This is a genomic window from Mucilaginibacter sp. HD30 (genome assembly GCF_054061755.1).
Genome location: NZ_JBSSEO010000001.1, coordinates 4,286,384 through 4,307,515 on the forward strand (window position 1 = coordinate 4,286,384; position 21,132 = coordinate 4,307,515).

Here is a 21,132-nt window from a genome sequence, read left to right on the forward strand (position 1 = left end):
AAGATGAAGAGAGTATTTATTATCGCTTTATGCCTTTTATCACAACAAATTACTAAAGCCGCAAACCTACCGGTTGACAGTACAATCAAAAATAAAGCCGTTACGCCTGCAAATGCAGGCCCCAATGACGCAGCTGCGTTAATTGTTAGGGAGTTATTTCCCGGTAAGGCCTTATCTCCTGATCCAACATCTTTTGCGGGCAAACTTGCCGCTATACAAAAAGAAGTGCAGTTGGATTATAATGAACATGTACAAAGCTACATAGACATTTACATTCGCCACAAAGATGAAATGAGCCATGTGTTAGGCTTATCGCAATACTACTTTCCTATTTACGAGAAGATCTTTCGTGAAGCGGGTATCCCCGAAGAAATAAAATATCTTTCTATAGTTGAATCAAAGCTTGATCCCTTTGCGGTATCAAGGGTGGGAGCTACCGGCCCATGGCAATTTATGCCCGCTACCGCCAAAGCTTATGGCTTAGGTATGGATAGCTACGTTGATGAACGTCGCGATCCGGTTAAGGCTTGCTATGCGGCTGCGGCTTATCTTAGAGATTCATACATGGAATTTGGCGACTGGCTGTTGGCAATAGCATCTTACAATTGCGGTAAAAGCAATGTAGAGCGTGCGGTTGAAAAGACCGGAGCGCTGGATTTTTGGACTATCAGACAATACTTACCGCCGGAAACGCGTAATTATGTGCCGGCTTTTATAGCAATGTCATATGTAATGAATTACGCAAACGACCACGATATTGAAGCACATAAAGGTTCGATATTAGGTACAACCGAAACGGTGATGATTGATAAGTTTATCACACTGAACAATGTGGCGAAAGCCCTTAGCATGGAGGTTAAAGACCTGGCAACATTGAACCCTTCTTACAAAAAACAGGTAATTAATGGTACCTCTGAAAGCCCGCGCATGCTGGTAATTCCGCGTACGTTTGACGTTGATTACGCCACTTTATATACTGCTTTAACCGATCCTAACGCTGTTATACCCGTTCAACCAAAACGGGTAGTGCCTATATTTGCACCCAAACCTACAACGATTTCGCCTGCCGCAGTAACTATGGCCAACACTAATATTCACGTTGTAAAATCCGGCGAGAACCTTGTTGATGTAGCTTCTACCTACGGGGTGGATATTGAGGACCTGAAAAAATGGAACCATTTACGTGGCTACAGCCTTACTCCCGGCAGAAAATTGAAACTGGCAGTAGACGCTGTAATTGAGCCAACTGTATCTGCTGATGCCGGAAGCAATGGTTAAATTGATGCCTTAAGCTTATTTTAAATTTGTAGCCCGTATGTTACCGGGCTTTTTTAATGTAAATGGCCCAAAAACACCTAAATTTGTGCCGATTAAATACTAATTATGGATACTCCCAACCGAAAGCAGGACGCGTTAAACTACCATTCAAAAGGCCGTCCCGGTAAAATACAGGTTATACCTACCAAACCTACCAACTCACAGCGCGATTTAAGCATGGCTTACTCGCCGGGTGTTGCTGAGCCTTGTTTAAGAATTGCAGAAAATGTTGAGGATGTTTATAAATATACTGCTAAAGGTAATTTGGTAGGCGTTATAAGCAATGGTACTGCTGTTTTAGGCTTGGGTAATATTGGCCCCGAAGCCAGCAAACCGGTTATGGAGGGTAAGGGCCTGCTTTTTAAAATTTATGCAGATATAGATGTTTTTGACCTGGAGATAAATGCTACTACGGTTGACGAGTTTGTAACCATAGTTAAAGCGCTTGAGCCTACTTTTGGCGGCATTAATTTAGAAGATATAGGGGCACCGGCCTGTTTTGAGATAGAGCGCAGGCTTAAAGCCGAAATGAAGATCCCGGTAATGCATGATGACCAGCATGGTACAGCTATCATATCTGGCGCGGCGTTGTTGAATGCCTGCGAGATACAGGGCAAAAAACTGGATAAGATAAAAATGGTCGTGAACGGCGCGGGAGCTGCAGCCGTGTCCTGCTCAAAAATGTACCTTTCGTTAGGTGTTAAAAAAGAGAATCTGGTGATGTTTGACATCAATGGATTGATAACGCCGGAACGGCAGGATCTGGACGAAATGCGCTTGCAATTTGCCACAAACAGAACCGATGTAAAAACACTGACCGAGGCGTTAAAAGGGGCAGATGTTTTAGTAGGATTATCGGCAGGCAACTGTGTAACACCTGATATGCTTAAAGGCATGGCGAAGAATCCTATTGTGTTCGCCATGGCTAATCCTGAACCGGAGATAGCATATGATCTTGCCATTAAATCAAGAAAAGATATTATTATTGCAACCGGACGTTCTGATTTCCCTAACCAGGTAAACAACGTTTTAGGTTTCCCTTATATATTCAGAGGTGCATTGGATGTGCGTGCAAGCGCCATTAATGAAGAAATGAAGCTGGCTGCGGTACACGCTATTGCAAACATGGCGAAAAAATCGGTTCCTGAAGCAGTAAACCAAGCTTATAATGCTAAAAACTTAAAGTTTGGTCGCGATTATATCATTCCCAAACCGATGGATCAACGCCTGATAACAGAAGTGTCGGCCGCTGTTGCCAAAGCTGCTATTGAGTCGGGTGTGGCGCGAAAAACCATAACCGATTGGGATGCATACACCGAGCAATTACGATCAAGAATAGGGCCCGATGACAAACTGTTACGTAACATTACCAACCAGGCCAAGAGCAACCCGAAACGTGTTGTTTTTGCCGATGCCGATAATTACAAAATATTACGTGCCGCCCAAATAGTTAAAGACGAAAAAATTGCTACCCCGATATTATTGGGGGATGAGGCAAAGATAAAGGCGATAATAAAAGAGCACGATATGGACTTTGGCGATGTGAAGATCATTGATCCACATTTGGGTGCCGAAAATGCCGAAAAGTACGCCAACTTTTTGTTTGAACACCGCCAACGCAGGGGTATTACCCTTTATGAAGCACGCAAGTTATTATCTGATTATAACTATTACGGTGCCTGCATGGTTGAGTTTGGCGAAGCAGACGCGCTGATATCAGGCCTGAGTAAAAACTACGCTACTACTATTAAACCCGCGCTGCAGATAATTGGGGTACAGAAAGGTGTGAGCCGGGTTGCAGGTATGTATCTGATGATAACCCCTAAGGGCCCTGTGTTTTTTGGCGATACAACAGTAAATGTTGATCCAAGTGTTGAAGAGCTGGTTGAGATAACAGTGCTGATAGAAAAATCGGTAAAGCAATTTAATATCAGTCCGAGGGTTGCGGTATTATCCTACTCAAACTTTGGCTCCAATGAAGGGCCTATCCCTGAAGGTACGCGCGAGGTAGTGCGTCGCTTACATAAACAACATCCAGACATGGTAGTTGACGGGGATATGCAGGCCAACTTTGCACTGAATGCCGATCTGCTTGCGGATAATTTTCCTTTCTCTACCTTGAAAGGTAAAGCAGCAAACACGCTTATTTTCCCCAACCTTGAGTCGGGCAATATAGCTTATAAACTATTACAGGAAATTGGAGGTGCTGAAGCTGTTGGCCCTATTTTGTTGGGCTTAAAAAAATCAGTACACATATTACAGTTAGGTAGCTCTGTGCGCGAGATAGTTAATATGGTTACCATAGCCGTTGTTGACGCGCAAGCCAAAGAGCAAATGCAATAAAAGTAATCTTGCAGGCAAGCTTTCATTCTAAACGTGTAAATTTATCCGTCAGCAAAAACTATGTATAATTATATCGACGGTAAATTAGCTTTTAAAAGCCCTGCTTATGTAGTAATTGATGCCGGCGGCGTTGGTTACCACATCAACATATCATTACATACCTACTCGCTGTTGGGTAGCCAGGAGCGGCAAAAGCTGTATGTGTGGCTGCATGTTAAAGAAGATGCCCATACACTTTACGGCTTTGCTGATGAAGGCGAACGCCGTTTATTTTTACACCTTATTTCCATATCAGGCATAGGGCCCAACACGGCACGCATGATGTTATCATCCATAACGCCAACCGAGATTCAAACAGCCATAGTAAGCGGAAACGTATCGTTAATACAGCGCATTAAAGGCATTGGGCCCAAATCTGCACAGCGTGTCATATTAGAGTTGCAAGACAAATTACGGAAGGAAGGGTCTGAAACCTTAAGTGTGGCGCCGCATAATCCTTCTGTTAAAGACGAAGCCTTATCGGCACTGGTAATGCTTGGGTTTGCACGCAACGCCGTAGAAAAAGTGCTGGAGCAGCAAATGAATAAAATAGATGGCCCGTTAACTGTAGAACAGCTTATAAAAATTGCGTTAAAAAGTTTATAATTACCTTTAATTAAACTTGGGCCTTTGAGCGGGATTTTTACTGGTAGATATTTTTTAGCACTGTTTACATTTGCCGCGCTGTGCGGTACAGGCAATGCCTTTGGCCAACGAAGCCCGCTAAGCAAACCCGACTCGGTAGTTATCAAGGTTCCGTACAATTATAAGCCCACCAACAGCAGCCAGGCCCGAAAAGGAATATTTGATCCGGACCCGCCCGGCCTTACCCGTACTATAGAATACGATGTTGCTAACAATCGCTATGTGATGTATGAACGTGTTGGTAATATGTTGTACAGGCCACCGGTTTATCTCTCGTTTTCAGAATATCTTAAGTTAAAACAGCAGGAAGAAAAGCGAGGCTATTTTAGAAAACTAACAGACAATTACGCCTATCAATCTCTGCAACCCGGTTTTTTACCGCAGATAAAAGTACGCAGTCAAACTTTTGCGAAAATATTTGGCAGCAATGTAATTGATATCCGCCCGCAGGGTTCCGCAGAGGCTATTATGTCTGGCCAGATTAATAATAACCAAAACCCGCTATTCAATACGCGGCAGCGCAAGCAATTCAATTTTAATTTTGACCAGCGCATACAGCTTAACGTAACGGGTAACATTGGCGATAAGCTAAAAATAGCCACCAACTACAATACTGATGCCCAGTTTCAGTTTGATAACCAGTTTAAATTGGAGTACAAGGGCAACGCTGACGAAATTATACAGGAAATACAGGCAGGTACCGTAAGTATGCCATTGCCAACTACCTTGATAACCGGTACACAGGCCCTGTTTGGTATTCGCACTAAATTGAAATTTGGCAAGTTGGGTGTAACCAGCGTCTTCTCCCAGCAGCGGTCACAATCAAGGACGATAACCATTACCAAGGGATCAGAGCAGGGCGAGATCGATTTAATGGGATCAGATTACGAAGCAAACAGACATTATTTTTTAGCACAATATTTCAGGGATAACTACAATAAGTCGCTGGCAAATATTCCACTCATCGCTTCAGGCATTAATATCACCCGTGTGGAGATTTGGGTAACCAACCGCACTAATTCAACCACCGATTCAAGAGACGTATTGGGTTTGCTTGATCTCGGCGAAAACAACCCTTACACCACGCCGCTTGTACAGGGTGGGGGCGGGTATTCGCCCTTGCCATCGGGCTTTTCAGGGCCTATAGCCAACCAGCAATCTAACTCATTATTGCAAAACCTTCCGGCAGGTGCCCGCCAAACTAATGATCCCACTAACGCTTTGGCTAATTACTTTGCAGCCAATGGTGGTACAGATAATTATGCCAAGCTTACCTATGCACGTAAACTTACCCTTAATAAAGAATTTACGCTTCAATCTCAGTTAGGTTACATCTCGCTTAATTATCCGTTAAATAATGATGAGGTGTTGGCTGTTGCCTTTCAGTATACCTATAACGGCGTGCAGTACCAGGTAGGGGAATTCTCAACCGATATCCCTGTTGATCCGGCACAGCCGAAGGTTTTGTACCTAAAACTCTTAAAAAATACCCTGCTTAAAACGAAGCTGCCCACATGGAAGTTGATGATGAAGAATATTTACTCCCTGGGAAGATATCAGATCAGTTCGCAAAATTTTAAGCTGCGCGTGGCGCGTTTAGACGACAAGACCAGCGTTGAAAAACCCGTGATGGAAGAAGGGCAGAATACCAACGGAAAACTGTGGCTGCAGCTTACCGGCCTTGATAACCTAAGCCAACAGAATGAGAAGCGACCGGATGGTTATTTTGATTTTTTGGAGGGCGTAACCATTGATTCGCAGAACGGGCGAATCGTATTTCCGGTATTGGAGCCCTTCGGTTCCGACCTTGCCGCGCGTTTTGCGGCGGGCGAAACAGATCTGCGGCGCCGGTATGTTTATCAGCAGTTATATGATTCAACAAAGACGGTTGCCCAGCAATTCTTCCCGCAGTTAAACAGGTATGCTATAAAGGGAACTTACTCATCGCAGGGGGGCGGCGGCTCTTATCAGCTTAATGCTACTAATATTCCGCAGGGCTCAGTAGTTGTTTCTGCGGGGGCTGTAAAACTTGTTGAGGGGACAGATTATACCATTGATTATAACTCGGGGCGACTCAATGTTATTAATGGCGCTTTGCTGTCATCTGGTCAGCCTATCACTGTAAATCTGGAAAATAACGAGCTTTTTGGGGTGCAACAGAAATCGTTATACGGTACCCGGTTTGATTATCGTATGGATAATAAACTGGCCTTGGGTGGTACAATTATGCACCTCACCGAGCAGCCTATTTCTCAGAATGAAGCCATCGGAGCAGAATCTATCTCTAATACCATATGGGGTTTAGATATTAACTACAGTTCTGAGTCGCGGTTTTTAACGCGGATGATTGATAAACTGCCTTTTTTAGAAACCAAAGCACCATCCTCAGTAAATTTTAGCGGAGAGTTTGCTCAGCTTTTGCCCGGCAGCCCAAATGTATTAAGTTATGCCGGTGCACGGAACGGTACATCTTACCTGGATGATTTTGAGAACAGCCAATCGGTTATTGATGTAAAGGCCGCTAATGCGTGGCAACTATCGGGCACGCCGCGTTTGTTCCCGGAATCGGGCGTGTTTAATAATTTAGCTTATGGCTACAACCGTGCGCGGCTTGCATTTTATAATATCGACCCGATATTTTATACTTCAGGATCAATACCAGTATCGCGTACCCAATTATCTAACCATTATGTAAGGCAGATCTTCCAAACGGAAGTGTTCCCTTACAAACAATCGGTTACGGGGCAGCCGCTGGCCGTTGCTACGTTAGATCTGGCTTTTTATCCAACCGTACGCGGCCCTTATAACTATGCAACAAGCGGCATTAACGCCGATGGTACACTGCAAAACCCACGCTCACGCTGGGGCGGCATATATCGCAGCATTCCAATTACAGATTTCCAGTCGCTTAACGTGCAGTACATTGAATTTTGGGTAATGGATCCCTTTATCTATAAACCGCAATCGCAAGGCGGTGATCTGTATGTTAATTTGGGAAGTACATCCGAAGATGTTTTAAAAGATGGCCGCAAAAGTCTGGAAAATGGCCTGCCTGCAAACGGCGACTACAGCACTGTTGACAATACCGTTTGGGGGCGTGTAACGCGCACCCAACCTGTTATCAATGCTTTTGATAGTAACCCAACATCACGGTCTTTGCAGGATATTGGCTTAGATGGGTTGAACAGTGCAGACGAACGTATAAATTTTGCCGATGCTATCCAACAAATACAGGGGCAAGTAAGCGGACCCGCTGCCGCCGCGTTTAACAATGACCCGTCTTCTGATGACTTTCAGTACTACCTTGGCGCTAACCAGGATCAGGCAGGGGCTGGAATATTGGCCCGCTACAGCAGGTTTAATGGTAATGAAGGTAACTCAAAAACGGCAGAGCAATCGCAGGCAGAATTAGGGCTGCCAACATCGGCATCAACAGCACTCCCGGATGGGGAAGACATTGACCGCGATAATAACATGAGCCAGGATGATCAGTACTTTCAATATAAAGTATCCATGCGGCCAAATGATCTGGTGGTTGGGCAAAACTTTGTTAATGATAAGCTTACGTCACAGGTAAAACTGGCCGATGGTACTACGCAACCCGTTACCTGGTATCAGTTCCGTATCCCGGTTACGTCCTACCAGTCAACAATTGGTGGTATACAGGATTTTAAGGCCATCCGCTATATGCGTATGTTCATGACCAATTTTGCTGATACTGCCGTTTTGCGCTTCGCGACGATGGAACTGGTAAGAGGCGATTGGCGCGCTTTTAATACAGAAAACAATCCTGCTAATGTTATTGCTGATGTAGCATTAAATAATCCGCCGCTTGATAATTCAACCTATGCTGTGCAAACCGTTAATATTGAAGAAAATGGCAAGAGAGTACCTATCCCTTATGTGGTACCCCCTGGTATACAGCGCCAGCGCGATTATAACAACTTACAAATTAACACGCAGCTAAATGAGCAGTCGCTCTCGCAAACGGTAGCTAATTTAACTGATGGTTACTCCAGGGCGTCGTTCAAAACATTTTATAATGACCTGCGCCGGTACAATCACCTGCAAATGTTTATCCACGCGGAGGCTGTGGCACAAGGCATGCTGCGCGATGGCGACCTAAGCGCATTTGTGCGTTTAGGAACGGACTACCAAAATAATTACTACGAATACGAAATACCGCTTGTTGTAACACAGCCGGGCACAACCAATGCAAGCAGTATATGGCCCACAGAAAACGAGCTGGATATTGACCTAAGCATATTAACCGATGCTAAGCTGGCCCGTAACAACGCTAAATATATGGGCCTGCCCTGGCCGGTTAACAGGCCGTTTACCTATTCAAATGGGAAAAACAGGATAACCATAATGGGTGTGCCTGACCTTAGTCGCCTGCGCACCATTATGCTGGGGGTACGCAATCCGCTTAAAGCAAACTCGGCCCCCGGTGTTGACGACGGATTACCGAAAGCCGGTATAGTTTGGTTTGATGAGCTGAGGCTTACTGATTTTAAAACTAAGAAAGGCTGGGCGGCAATGGCGCGTGCTGATTTTAAACTGGCTGATTTTGCTGATGTAACCATGGCAGGCAGCAGATCTACCGCGGGCTTTGGCGCGTTAGACTCTAAGCTACAGGAGCGATCGTTAAATGATAACCAGGCTTATGATATTTCCGCAAGTATGGACATTGGCAGGTTTTTTCCTGAAAAGTCGGGGATAAAAATACCAACATATATAAACCTTTCATCGCAGGTTAGCACGCCGATGTATGATCCCGGTCAGCCAGATATCCTGCTTAAACAATCAATGGATAACGCCGCCACCGAAAAACAGCGCGACTCGATAAAAACAGTAGCCGAAGATTATACCAAACGCCGCAGTTTTAATTTTACCAATGTGCATAAGGAGCGAACCAACCCAACGGCCTCTGTGCATTTATGGGACATTGAAAATTTTAACGTTAGCTACGCCTTTAGCGAATACCTGCACCGCGATTACATAACCGAGAACAACGTTGAGCGAACTTATACAGGTGCCTTTGCTTATAATTATGCCAACCAGCCTAAATATATAAGTCCGCTGGCAAAGGTTATCAAAAGCAATCCGTTAGCCTTGCTGCGCGATATCAATTTTAGCCCCATGCCGTCGCGACTAAACTTCAGCATGAATTTTAACCGCTTTTATGCTGAAAATACTTTGCGTAACATTGATAAAGATAACCCCACCGCTATACCTACCAACTTTAACAAAAACTTTAACATTATACGTATTTATGGCATAGGGTGGAACCTGACCAAATCATTAACCATGGATATTGATGCAACCAATCTGGCGGTAGTTGACGAGCCTTATGGGCGCATAACAGGTTTAAAGCGCGATACCCTTTGGGAGAATATAAAAAAGTTGGGCCGTACCACTAATTACACTCACAATTTAAACATCAATTATACAACGCCCATAAATAAGATACCCGGCCTTGACTGGACAACAATGATAGTGCATTACACAGCGCATTTTGACTGGCAGGCACAGCCCTTATTCGGCATTAGGGATCCATCGCTTAACGTAGGCAATAGCATTCAGAACGGGCGGACTATTCAACTTACGCCTTCGCTTGATTTTACGCGGTTGTACAGTAAGTTTTCGGCATACCGTGACAGACAGAAACCCGATTTTGAGGGCAAGGGCATAGGCAATTTCTTTATGGGGGCGTTATTCAGCATAAAAAACATAAGCAGTACCTACACCCGTACAGAAGGTACATTTTTGCCCGGGTACCTGCCGCAGTCCAATGTCTTCGGGCAGGATTTTACATATGATGCTCCCGGGCTGGGCTTTTTGTTAGGCAGCCAGGCTGATCTGCGCGAGAAGGCAATAGCTAACGGGTGGCTGTCAAAAAACACCTTGCAGAATCAACTTTATTCAAGAACTTTTAATGAAGATCTGCGCCTTAAAGCTATGGTTGAGCCTATCCGCGACCTGCGGATACAGCTATCATCATTTAAATCGCAAAATCGCAACTATCAAACCAACTATAAATATTCTGATGTTACCGGCGGGTTTGAAAACATGGCAGCAATTACCGCAGGGGATTACAGTGTTTCTTTCTTATCGTTGGCTACCGCGTTCTCATCACCGTCGGGCATTGAGAATACTTCTGCAACGTTTTTAAAATTTTTAGAAAACAGGGCCGCTATTTCAAAACGCCTGGGTACAGAAAATCCGAATTCAGCAGGTACCAGCGCCTCTGGGTACGCTGACGGTTTTGGGCCCAATGCTCAAAATGTTTTGGTTCCGGCATTTTTGGCTGCCGTAACAGGTAAAGATCCATCGGGCGCCAGCCTTAACCAGTTCCCAGCCATACCAATTCCTAACTGGCAAATTACTTATGGCGGTTTAAGCAGGATCCCTTTTATGCAGGAAATTTTTGATTCATTTGATCTTCGCCACGGGTATCAATCAACCTATACTATAAGCGGCTACAGCAGTTTGTTGCAATACAAAGAGATTGGCGGGCATGCTGTTTCGCGCGATGTTAATAACGACTTTTTGCCGCGTTACCAGTTTTCGCAGATAACCATTTATGAGCAATTTGTCCCTTTACTGGGCGCCGACATGCGCTTTAGAAACAATGTAACTGCAAATTTCGAATACAGACAAAGCCGCATATTAAGTTTGAGTATGGCAAACAGCCAGCTTACGCAGCAAAATGAGAAGGTGGTTCAATTTGGAATGGGTTACAAAACGCGAAATTTCAGGTTCCCGTTTGGTTTGTTCCCTAATACCATCCTTAAAAACGAACTTAACTTTAAAGTAGATTTTGCATTGCGGGACAATAAAACGTTGATCTACCGTGCCGATGTTCAGGCTGCGCAAATTTCATCAGGCGCGCAAAACATTACCTACCGCCCATCTATAGATTACAGCATAAGTCAGCGGTTTAATATGACGCTGTTTTACGATTCGAACCTTACAAGGCCGTACACCTCGCAGTCATTCAATACCTCGTTCACTAACTTTGGGGTTAATTTGAAGTTGTTGTTACAGTAAAAATCTGAATACCTAATTGCAACAGGGACGGCGGGATAAATTTATTTTCTTAATATAAATTTTGATAACCCTAAGTTGTGTAGGAGGTTTGTAGCGGGGTGTAGCACCCTACCTGCTGCGCTACATGCTAATCTAAAATGCCCAATAATTCATTCAATTCGTTAACCTTATCAGGCGAGCCCAAATGCTCGTAGGAACTGATGAGGTTGCGCAGAATGCGGCGCACGATATCGGTGTTGGAGCAGGGCTCGTAAAATTGCTTGTCAAAGTTTAGGTTAAGCTGTTTCAGGAACATATCCACATCCCTTCGGCCAAAAATAAAACCTTTGTTAAAGGCATTGATGTAGAAGAGCACACCGCCTTCCATTTCGCTTTGCTGACTTTCGTCCATATAAGCTAATATAAAATGCTGCGGCAGGTTAACGCCATAAACGGGGATATCCAGTTTTTGAGCAATGATAGAGTAAATGCTGGCCAGCAATATCTGGTTGCCTTTTTTAGTTTCGAGCACCTGGCTCAGGTAGCTGTTCTGCGGGTCCTGATGGTTAGTAGTATTGCCGCTAAAGCCGTGTAAATGGTAAAATACATGATTAATGAGTTTAACCTGCTCCACCGGACTGGCCTCGTTCATCATCTGGATCCAAATATCGCGTTTGATAGTTTCTATCTGATTGATCAGCTTTTGCTCATCAAGGTCGGGATATTGGTAACGGTTGAGTATAAGGATGCCCTGCAGCAGATCAAAAGATCCGCTCTGGTGCCAAAGCTTTAGATCAGTTTTTAAAATGCCGAATTGTATCTCGTGCACCAGGTTGGCAATGCGTTCCTGTTGTATGGGGTCAAAAGCCTGCTCAAAGGCGCTTTCCAAATATTCGATAGCCTCGCTGCCGTACGACAACAATTTATCGTGTACGTGGTTATATATTTCCTGATCCGGATCATCCAACAGGTGTATAAGGGATTTTACTTCTGTTTGATTTATCATCTATACCGCTAAAATACTAAGGTTTGTATAATTTTACAACATGTTCAATATAAGGTTCGGGTTTGACTACCTTTTATACCGCTTAAAAGCCAAAACCAGGCATGGTCTACATTCGCCATTTGTGTACCGTTTGGTTGATAAAGTAATATACGATTATAGTGCCAAAAAAGTATATGATGAGGTAGAGGGCATTCGTAAAAATCTGCTTGCCGATGACCGGATGATAACCGTCACGGATTTAGGTGCCGGATCCCACGTTAACAATAACAAGCAAAAGCGGGTTGGGGACATTGCCAAAAACGCCCTTAAACCACCAACACTGGCGCAGCTACTTTATCGCCTCGCCGCAGATGCGCAACCCGATAATATTATTGAATTGGGTACTTGTTTGGGCACTACATCAGCTTATCTGCAAAAGGCAGCGCCGAAAGCAGAGGTTTATACCTTAGAGGGCTGCCCGCAGACTGCAGGAGTAGCCAAAGAAAGTTTCGCAAAAGCCAAAACCGATAATATACAATTGGTGGTAGGTAATTTTGACGACACCCTGCCAGATGTTATAAAAGGTTTGGATAAACTTGATTTTGTATTTGTTGATGGGAACCACCGTAAGGACGCCACTCTTGAATACTTTGAATGGTGCCTGCCCAAAGTGCACGAAAGTACCTTGCTTATTTTTGATGACATTTACTGGAGCGAAGGCATGAAACAAGCCTGGGCCCAAATAAAGGCACATCCTCAGGTTACCGTAACGGTTGATCTTTTTTGGATAGGGTTAGTCTATTTCAGAAAAGGGCAGGTGAAGGAAGATTTTGTGATAAAGTTGCAAATATGCTAATATGCACATCTTAAAACGACTGCCCCAGCGCTACATACAAGCCGCTTGCACGGGTTTCGCCGGTAGGTTTTTGGCCAATGCCATAGTCAACCCTTACGGCCAGGCCCTTTTCTAAATCAAAAAAGTAACGTAAACCTCCACCTAAGTTGGGCTTCAGTTCTGACATAGCGAATTTACTGCGAAACACCTCGCCAGCGCCGGCAAAGCCGGCTATGCCAATACGTTCGGTTAAGCGATACCGCAGTTCAGCCTGCCCCGCCACCAGGTTACGATCGCGATAACGACCGCCATAGTAACCGCGCATTATTTCGTCGTTGCCCATTTGTGGCAACAGGTAAAATGGCGATGCGCCGCCCGTGAGGCTTTGGCCCCGCGCATTTAGCCCTAAAATCAATTTACTGCTCAGCTTTAAAAATTTGGCATATTCAATGTTTACCAGTCCGCCGTTATAGCCGTTGTTGCCAAAAACGCCTTTAATGGCTTTAAACTGGGCTGTAAACATCGAGCCCTTTGTGGTATAAGTATTATTGTCGCGCGAATCAAAGATCAGACTGGGGCCTAAAAAAGCTATTGGTCCGCCGTCTTTATCCTGTATTCCGGCACCCGTGTCAAAAATACCTCCTGCTGTTTTGTTGTTGTACCTGTAATAATACATGCCGCTTAAAAAGCCAATGTACAAGTTGCGCACAACCTGTTTTTCGGCGGCAATATCAATCCTTAATCTTTTTTCGTCTAACAGGTCGGCATCTGCCTTGCGGGTATTATTACCTATCCCATAAAAATTGGCCGGGAAATTAACAAACGTAATGGCAGCCGTATAATGATACTTGTTTTGTGACGACCAGCGACTTGTACTCAGATTAAACCTGTTTTGCCCTTTGGTTGTAATAGTGGCATAGGTATAAATGTTAGATACGCGTGTTTCCCTATGCACAGTATCGGTGTAAAAAGAATACAAGCCTGCGCCGCCCACTTCTACGCCTGTTTCGGGTGCTGATGAAAGTACAGGTATCAGCACAAAACCACCGCGTTTGCTGGTATCTTTTTCAAAATACATTTTGCGGATGAATTTTGGAATGATGCGTTGCGCCGTTGCCGACTGGAGACTAATTGTGACAATGAGAATTATACCTACAAGTTTCTTCATATAAGGATACGGTGTTGCTAATATAGCTTTTAAACACCGCATTACATGATAGGGAATTAGCTTTCTACATAAAACACAAAAAGGTGGACCAGAATGTGGGGCCACCTTTTATATTATATATGTTGTTGTTAAAACAAAGATCTCCAATTGCTAAACTATATAATTCCAACCATGCGTATCGGCAATACTGCCGTAACGTATGGCGTCGATAGTTTTTAACACGCGTTGCGAAAATTCTCTCTCTTTTGGATCAATAAGGGTATACTCCTCGCCATTGTGGCTGATAGATCCTACAGAAGCGATGGTTGCAGCGGTACCGGCACCAAAAGCGTCGGTGAGTTTGCCATTTTTGGCTCCTTCCATAATTTCAGCAACTGATACCTTGCGCTCTTCAACCGGATAGCCCCATTCCTTAGCCAGTGTTATAACCGTATTACGGGTTACGCCATCTAAAATAGTATCTCCGGCCAATGGAGTTATCAATTTGCCGTCTAACACAAACATGGCGTTAGCTGCTCCCATTTCCTCAACATACTCATGGTTTTTAGCATCGGTCCATATTAGCTGATCGAAGCCTTCTTCGGCAGCCTTAAGTGCAGGATACATTGACACTCCATAGTTACCGGATGACTTTGCGTAACCCATTCCACCTTCGGCAGCACGGGTGTAATGCGTTTCAACTTTTACGCGCAGCGTCTTTGAAAAATAGGCACCTACCGGACAAGCTAACACCATATATTTAAAAGTTTTAGATGGTGTTACCCCCAAAAATCGGTCGGTAGCAAACATGTATGGCCTTAGGTATAATGATTGATTAGGCTTGGTAGGTATCCAATCGCGGTCAATGTCTACCAAAGCAGCTATACTCTGAATAAAAGTTTCTTCAGGTAAAGCAGGCATACACAGGCGGTCGGCAGATTTGTTAAACCTCACAGCATTCTTATCGGGGCGGAAAATAGATACCTTTCCGTCGGCATGTTTGTAAGCCTTTAATCCCTCAAAAAAAGATTGACCGTAATGCAGCGATGAAATAGCAGGGCTGACCAGAATATCACCGTAAGGAACAATTTGAAGGTTTTTCCATTCGCCATCGGCATAATCGGCCACAAACATGTGGTCAGAAAAAATTTGTCCGAAGGGCAGGTTTTCAAAATCCGTTTGTGCTAAACGGGAGTTGCTTGTTTTGGTGATCTTAATATCCAGCGTCTCTGTCATGGCTTTTGCGTATTATATTGAACTTGCAATTTACCTAAAAAACAGACTACATGAAAACAGAACGCCGATGAAAATTACTTTTTTATGATAAAGACAATGGAAATCGTGGGAAATCTATATGGATTTCCCTCAAACTCATCTAATTCAGAACATTTCTAAATAATTTTAAGCAAAACACTGGTTTCGGGTTTATTGTTATATTTTGTAGATTCGCCGATATTCATTTCTACGCCACATTTCTAAGAAATTGCAAGGCAGAAATGTAGTTTTACTTACATTTTCTTCTCATTTTAATTGACATACAACCATGGCTTTTGATATTGACATGATAAAACAGGTTTACAGCAGGTACAGCACCCGCATAGCTGCGGCACGCAACGCTACCGGTAAACCCTTAACATTGACCGAAAAGATATTATACGCGCACCTTAGTGAAGGCGATGCTTCTAAAGCTTACACGCGTGGTGTAGATTATGTTGACTTTGCACCGGATCGTGTTGCTATGCAGGATGCGACAGCACAAATGGCGCTGCTGCAATTTATGCAAGCCGGCCGCCCGCAAGTTGCAGTACCTTCAACCGTACATTGCGATCACCTGATACAGGCTAAAGTTGGTGCCGATGCTGATTTGAGTACCGCCAAGGATGTAAACAAAGAGGTTTACGACTTCCTTTCTTCGGTGTCTGACAAATATGGCATTGGTTTCTGGAAAGCTGGTGCAGGTATCATTCACCAGGTAGTGTTAGAAAACTATGCATTCCCGGGTGGTATGATGATAGGTACCGATTCGCACACGCCTAATGCGGGTGGTTTAGGTATGGTTGCTATTGGTGTAGGTGGTGCCGATGCCTGCGACGTTATGGCCGGATTGCCATGGGAACTAAAGTTCCCTAAACTGATCGGCGTAAAACTAACAGGTAAATTATCAGGTTGGACATCAGCTAAAGATGTTATATTAAAAGTTGCAGGTATTTTAACAGTAAAAGGTGGTACCGGCGCTATCGTTGAGTATTTTGGCGAAGGCGCAGAATCGTTAAGCGCTACCGGTAAGGGAACTATCTGTAATATGGGTGCCGAGATTGGCGCTACTACATCAGTTTTTGGCTATGATGAAAAAATAGCTACTTACCTGCGTGGCACTAAACGTGCGGAAATTGCCGATGCTGCCGATGCGGTTGCCGAGTATTTAACGGGCGATGCCGAGGTTTATGCTAACCCTTCTGCATATTTTGACCAGGTTATTGAGATCAACCTGAGCGAGTTGGAGCCGCATATTAACGGACCGTTCACGCCCGATCTGGCCTGGCCTATTTCGAAATTTGCTACTGCAGTTAAAGAAAACAACTGGCCTGCAAAACTGGAAGTTGGTTTGATAGGATCTTGCACCAACTCATCATACGAAGATATTACCCGCTCAGCCTCTATAGCTAAGCAGGCTATAGATAAGGGCTTGAAAGCCCAGGCTGAATTTACCATTACCCCAGGTTCTGAACTGGTGCGTTACACTGTGGATCGTGACGGTTATCTGGATACTTTTGACCAAATGGGTGGTGTAGTGTTGGCTAATGCCTGCGGCCCATGTATTGGCCAATGGGCGCGTCATACCGATGACCCTACCCGCAAAAACTCTATCATTACTTCATTCAACCGTAACTTTGCCAAGCGCCAGGACGGTAACCCTAATACGCACGCCTTTGTGGCTTCGCCCGAAATGGTGACCGCTATGGCTATTGCAGGCGACCTTACCTTTAATCCGCTTACTGATTACCTTACGAACGAAAAAGGCGAACAGGTAAAGTTAGATGAGCCACAAGGCATTGAAATGCCAATACAGGGGTACGCTGTTGAAGATGCAGGTTATCAAGCCCCTGCAGAGGACGGCAGCCAGGTATCAGTAAAGGTTGACCCTGCTTCTGCCCGTTTGCAATTATTAGAACCATTTAAAGCTTGGGAAGGTACTGACCTTAAAGGTTTACGTTTGTTAATTAAGGCAAAGGGTAAATGTACTACCGACCACATTTCTATGGGCAGGCCCATGGTTAAAGTTCCGTGGTCACCTGGATAACATCAGTAACAATATGCTGATAGGCGCCATTAACTATTTTAACAATACAGCTGATAGCGTTAAGAACCAACTAACCGGCGAGTACGGCCCCGTTCCGGCTACACAGCGTGATTATAAAGCACATAGTATTGGTTCAATTGTAGTTGGCGATGAAAACTATGGCGAGGGCTCATCACGTGAGCATGCAGCTATGGAACCACGCCATTTAGGTGTGCGCGTTATATTGGTAAAATCATTTGCCCGTATCCACGAAACTAACCTTAAAAAACAAGGTATGCTGGGTATTACTTTTGCTGATACTAACGACTATGAGAAAATTCGCGAGGATGATAAGATTGATGTTTTAGGTTTGACTGAATTTGCTCCTGATAAGCAATTAACCGTTGTGTTGCATCATCAGGATGGTATAACCGAGCAATTTGCTGTTAACCATACCTATAACGCTCAGCAAATTGAGTGGTTTAAAGCTGGTGGCGCATTAAACATCATCAGGAAACAAATGGCTTAATTGATTTCGGATTTCGAATTTTCGATTTCGGATTTATTTAGATTTTATAGCATGGCGACGTTCGGAAAATTCCGGACGTCGTTTTTGTTATGCAACTTGTTAGGGTGACCAATAGAAGCTTTTTGCTTTCTGCTTTTACCTTTCGCCTCAAAAAGATATATTTGTTTAAACTGATTTTACTATGCTCAAAAAGATACTTTTTTTGGCGATGCTATCGCCATTGGCCGTTTGTGCTCAAACTATTAACCCCCTGCTCACCCGCTCTAACGTGCCTACTCATTTTGAGAAGATAGATAGTGCTATTATTAATAACGCGGTAACGCAAGTAATTAATGAAAGCGACGCGCTGATCAAAGCCGTTGTAAGCATCCCCACAGGGAAGCAAACTGCGGCTAATACCTTAAATCGGTTTGATGACTTATACTATAAACTCTCAGACCTGGGTGGTAAGCTAAGCATTATTGGGGCCACCTTTGAGGATGATAAAACGCGTAACGCCGGTACAAGCCAGGGCGACAGGCTATCGGCATATTATTCAGATATTGCGTTAAACGTTGATCTTTACAGGGCTTTAAAACGTTTCTCAACCAGCGCAGTTGCTAAAACCCTCCGTCCGGATCAGAAAAAATTTATTAACGAAACGCTGATTTCGTTTGAAATAAATGGCACCAAACTTAGCGATGCGGGCCGTGCAGCACTTAAAAAAACCAACGAGAAACTTATAGGCTTAGGAAGCACATTTGATCGTAACATAGCAGAATATAAGGACAGCGCTAAATTTACAGCAGCGCAGTTACAAGGCGTTCCGGAAACAATTAACAAAGCCTGGAAACGCCCCGACGGAAACTATGTACTCACAGTAAATGGCCCTAATTACACTAACATAGCTAAATACGCCGACGATGAAACAACCCGTCAAACCATGCTTATTAAATACAATAACCGCGCTTACCCGGCCAATGTAAAGGTTTTAGACAGTTTGCTTTTTTATCGCCAGCAATTGGCCGGGCAACTGGGTTATAAAAGTTATGCAGCATATGCCCTGGTACAAAAAATGGCGGCAACACCGGCTAATGTTTGGAGTTTTCTTGATGATCTGCGCGACAAGTTAAGTCCGCATGTGCCCGAAACAACTGTAGAACTGGCCGCACTTAAGCACCGTTTGAACCCGGCACTTAAAGAAGGTATAAACGCCTGGGACCTTTCTTATTACGGCAAAAAACTGCTTGATGATAAATATAAGCTGAATACCGATGAGCTAAAGCAGTATTTTGAAATGAATAATACCATTGAACGTATGTTGGGCTTTTATCAAAAACTTTTTGGCTTTACTATTAAAGAGGTAAAGGGCCTGCCTGTTTGGTACAGCAAAGTAAAAACGTATGAGCTACATAAGGATGGAAAGAAAATGGGGACCTTTTACCTGGACCTTTACCCGCGCGCTAATAAATACACCCACTTTGCCTGCTTCCCTATTTCGTTTTATAACAACAATAAAGGCAAGGAAGTGCTGCCTACCGGTGCGTTGATCTGCAATTTCCCGGAAGGAGCCACAGGCGAGCCAACATTGCTTACACATGGCGATGTGGAAACTATGTTTCACGAGTTTGGGCACCTTGTGCACTTTCTGTTAAGTCACCCGGTTATTTCGTCGCAAAATGCGTTTTCTGTAAAGGGAGATTTTGTTGAGGCCCCATCACAGTTTATGGAAAATTTTACCTGGAACTATGATTGCTTAAAACTTTTTGCTAAGCACTACAAAACAGGCGAGGTAATGCCAAAGGCCTTATTTGACAAATTAGATAAATCAAGACTGGTGGGTATTAGTAATGCCGAAATTGCCCAGGTTTATTATAGCATGATAGATTTTACCTACGAGGACCGCTATGCCGAAACCAAACAAAAAGGCGCCTGGCAGATATCAAAAGATCTGTATAGCATGACACAGTTACCCTTTGTAGAAGGTTCGCATTTTATTTACGCGTTCAATCACCTTAGTAGCTATGGTGCCAATTACTATGGCTACTTGTGGTCAAAAGTTTACGCGCAAGATATATTTTCGGTGTTTGAAAAAAATGGCGTGCTAAGCCCCACCACTGGTATAAAATACCGTAAGCTGATATTAGAAAAAGGTGCTACCGTGGATGAGGCTACAATGCTGCAAAACTTTTTAGGCCGCAAACCAAATTCAAAAGCATTTTTAAAGTCGATAGGACTGTAGGGATTTTGATTTTCAATATCGGATGTAAATATTGACAAGGCCGCTCCAAAATGGGGCGGCCTTGTGTTATGACCTAAAAGCTATCAATGGCTTTTGTCAGATATTCATTAAACAAACCTAAATGGTAGCCATCCATCAGGCAATGATTAACCTCAACAGAGATAGGAAGCAAGATCCGTTCTTCGCTTTTATAAAATTTGCCTAAGGTAATTTTGGGGATACTCTCCATTTTACTATTCAACCCGCGTGGATGAGAGATAGAGGTAAAGGATATCCAGGGCAGTACCGAAAAATGTATCACATCCTGCTCCTGACTGCGGGGTTGGGTTTGCCGGGTGTCTAAAACATTTTGGCGGGTAACAAAAGCTTTAGACTCAAATTCTTCAAAGCCGGTAGTATGCTCATACATGCAAAAGCGGATGTTATTATCAGGCAGCAACACTATTGCGCCCGCATGTATTACATTGTATTGTACTACGCCGCCGCTTAGTATACGCAGTTTAAACTCGTCGATAGTGTTTGCAGCCTGCAGGCAACAATACTGCAATGCCAGGCTAATGGATTGCTTATTGATCTTGCATTTTTGATAAACCGGAGTGATATCAACGTTGCTGCAGATGTTAAAAAAGGGTAGCTCAAAACCAGAGAAATGGTTGTAAGTATCTAAGCGGCTCCAGTTTTTCAGGTCAATTTCCTTGTACATATTTTATCTGCGACGGATTATCCGTCGCAGATAAATTTCGATAAAATAAATAGCTA

10 protein-coding genes and 1 pseudogene are annotated in these 21,132 nt (G+C 43.9%); 7 read left to right on the forward strand and 4 right to left on the reverse strand.

The features are described from left to right. The first annotated feature begins 3 nt into the window (after nucleotides 1–3). From ACVW2L_RS20150 to sov, 4 genes are all read left to right on the forward strand, one after another. The gene (locus ACVW2L_RS20150; RefSeq protein WP_457129751.1) at nucleotides 4–1,278 is read left to right on the forward strand and encodes a transglycosylase SLT domain-containing protein; all 1,275 of its coding nucleotides are present in this window, start codon (nucleotides 4–6) and stop codon (nucleotides 1,276–1,278) included. 105 nt (nucleotides 1,279–1,383) lie between these two features. Then, on the forward strand, nucleotides 1,384–3,660 hold the full coding sequence (locus ACVW2L_RS20155; protein WP_457129752.1) for an NADP-dependent malic enzyme: 2,277 nt from the start codon (nucleotides 1,384–1,386) through the stop codon (nucleotides 3,658–3,660). 60 nt (nucleotides 3,661–3,720) lie between these two features. Then, nucleotides 3,721–4,305: a Holliday junction branch migration protein RuvA gene (ruvA, locus tag ACVW2L_RS20160; protein ID WP_457129753.1), complete on the forward strand. Its 585-nt coding sequence runs from the start codon at nucleotides 3,721–3,723 to the stop codon at nucleotides 4,303–4,305. A 24-nt stretch (nucleotides 4,306–4,329) separates the two neighbouring features. After that, a complete protein-coding gene (gene sov / locus ACVW2L_RS20165) occupies nucleotides 4,330–11,397 on the forward strand; it encodes a T9SS outer membrane translocon Sov/SprA (RefSeq protein WP_457129754.1) in 7,068 nt (2,355 codons plus the stop codon). 127 nt (nucleotides 11,398–11,524) lie between these two features. Here the strand turns inward: sov and ACVW2L_RS20170 are convergent, their stop codons facing one another. Next, nucleotides 11,525–12,382, reverse strand: a complete 858-nt coding sequence (locus ACVW2L_RS20170; RefSeq protein WP_457129755.1) for a transglutaminase-like domain-containing protein — start codon at nucleotides 12,380–12,382, stop codon at nucleotides 11,525–11,527. A gap of 40 nt (nucleotides 12,383–12,422) precedes the next feature. Between ACVW2L_RS20170 and ACVW2L_RS20175 the strand changes: the two genes are divergently transcribed. Continuing rightward, nucleotides 12,423–13,217: an O-methyltransferase gene (locus ACVW2L_RS20175; RefSeq protein WP_457129756.1), complete on the forward strand. Its 795-nt coding sequence runs from the start codon at nucleotides 12,423–12,425 to the stop codon at nucleotides 13,215–13,217. A gap of 10 nt (nucleotides 13,218–13,227) precedes the next feature. Here the strand turns inward: ACVW2L_RS20175 and ACVW2L_RS20180 are convergent, their stop codons facing one another. Together ACVW2L_RS20180 and ACVW2L_RS20185 are read right to left on the reverse strand one after the other, a co-directional pair. Continuing rightward, entirely contained in the window at nucleotides 13,228–14,364 is a 1,137-nt protein-coding gene (locus ACVW2L_RS20180) for a hypothetical protein (RefSeq protein WP_457129757.1), read from the reverse strand. Nucleotides 14,365–14,514: 150 nt separating this feature from the next. Next, complete coding sequence (locus ACVW2L_RS20185; RefSeq protein WP_457129758.1) at nucleotides 14,515–15,579, reverse strand: branched-chain amino acid aminotransferase; 1,065 nt, start codon at nucleotides 15,577–15,579, stop codon at nucleotides 14,515–14,517. A gap of 307 nt (nucleotides 15,580–15,886) precedes the next feature. Between ACVW2L_RS20185 and ACVW2L_RS20190 the strand changes: the two are divergent. After that, nucleotides 15,887–18,152 (forward strand): annotated as a pseudogene (locus tag ACVW2L_RS20190) (aconitate hydratase). 181 nt (nucleotides 18,153–18,333) lie between these two features. After that, complete coding sequence (locus tag ACVW2L_RS20195) at nucleotides 18,334–20,373, forward strand: M3 family metallopeptidase (RefSeq protein WP_457129759.1); 2,040 nt, start codon at nucleotides 18,334–18,336, stop codon at nucleotides 20,371–20,373. A gap of 73 nt (nucleotides 20,374–20,446) precedes the next feature. On the opposite strand, the gene ACVW2L_RS20200 is transcribed toward ACVW2L_RS20195, so the two are convergent. Then, nucleotides 20,447–21,076: a CatA-like O-acetyltransferase gene (locus ACVW2L_RS20200; RefSeq protein WP_457129760.1), complete on the reverse strand. Its 630-nt coding sequence runs from the start codon at nucleotides 21,074–21,076 to the stop codon at nucleotides 20,447–20,449. Nucleotides 21,077–21,132 lie beyond the last annotated feature (56 nt).

Coding starts and splice junctions, on each gene's coding strand:
- ACVW2L_RS20200 (WP_457129760.1), bottom strand. CDS start 21,076: ATGTACAAGGAAATTGACCTGAAAAACTGGAGCCGCTTAGATACTTAC.
- ACVW2L_RS20185 (WP_457129758.1), bottom strand. CDS start 15,579: ATGACAGAGACGCTGGATATTAAGATCACCAAAACAAGCAACTCCCGT.
- ACVW2L_RS20180 (WP_457129757.1), bottom strand. CDS start 14,364: ATGAAGAAACTTGTAGGTATAATTCTCATTGTCACAATTAGTCTCCAG.
- ACVW2L_RS20150 (WP_457129751.1), top strand. CDS start 4: ATGAAGAGAGTATTTATTATCGCTTTATGCCTTTTATCACAACAAATT.
- ACVW2L_RS20155 (WP_457129752.1), top strand. CDS start 1,384: ATGGATACTCCCAACCGAAAGCAGGACGCGTTAAACTACCATTCAAAA.
- ruvA (WP_457129753.1), top strand. CDS start 3,721: ATGTATAATTATATCGACGGTAAATTAGCTTTTAAAAGCCCTGCTTAT.
- ACVW2L_RS20195 (WP_457129759.1), top strand. CDS start 18,334: ATGCTCAAAAAGATACTTTTTTTGGCGATGCTATCGCCATTGGCCGTT.
- ACVW2L_RS20175 (WP_457129756.1), top strand. CDS start 12,423: ATGTTCAATATAAGGTTCGGGTTTGACTACCTTTTATACCGCTTAAAA.
- ACVW2L_RS20170 (WP_457129755.1), bottom strand. CDS start 12,382: ATGATAAATCAAACAGAAGTAAAATCCCTTATACACCTGTTGGATGAT.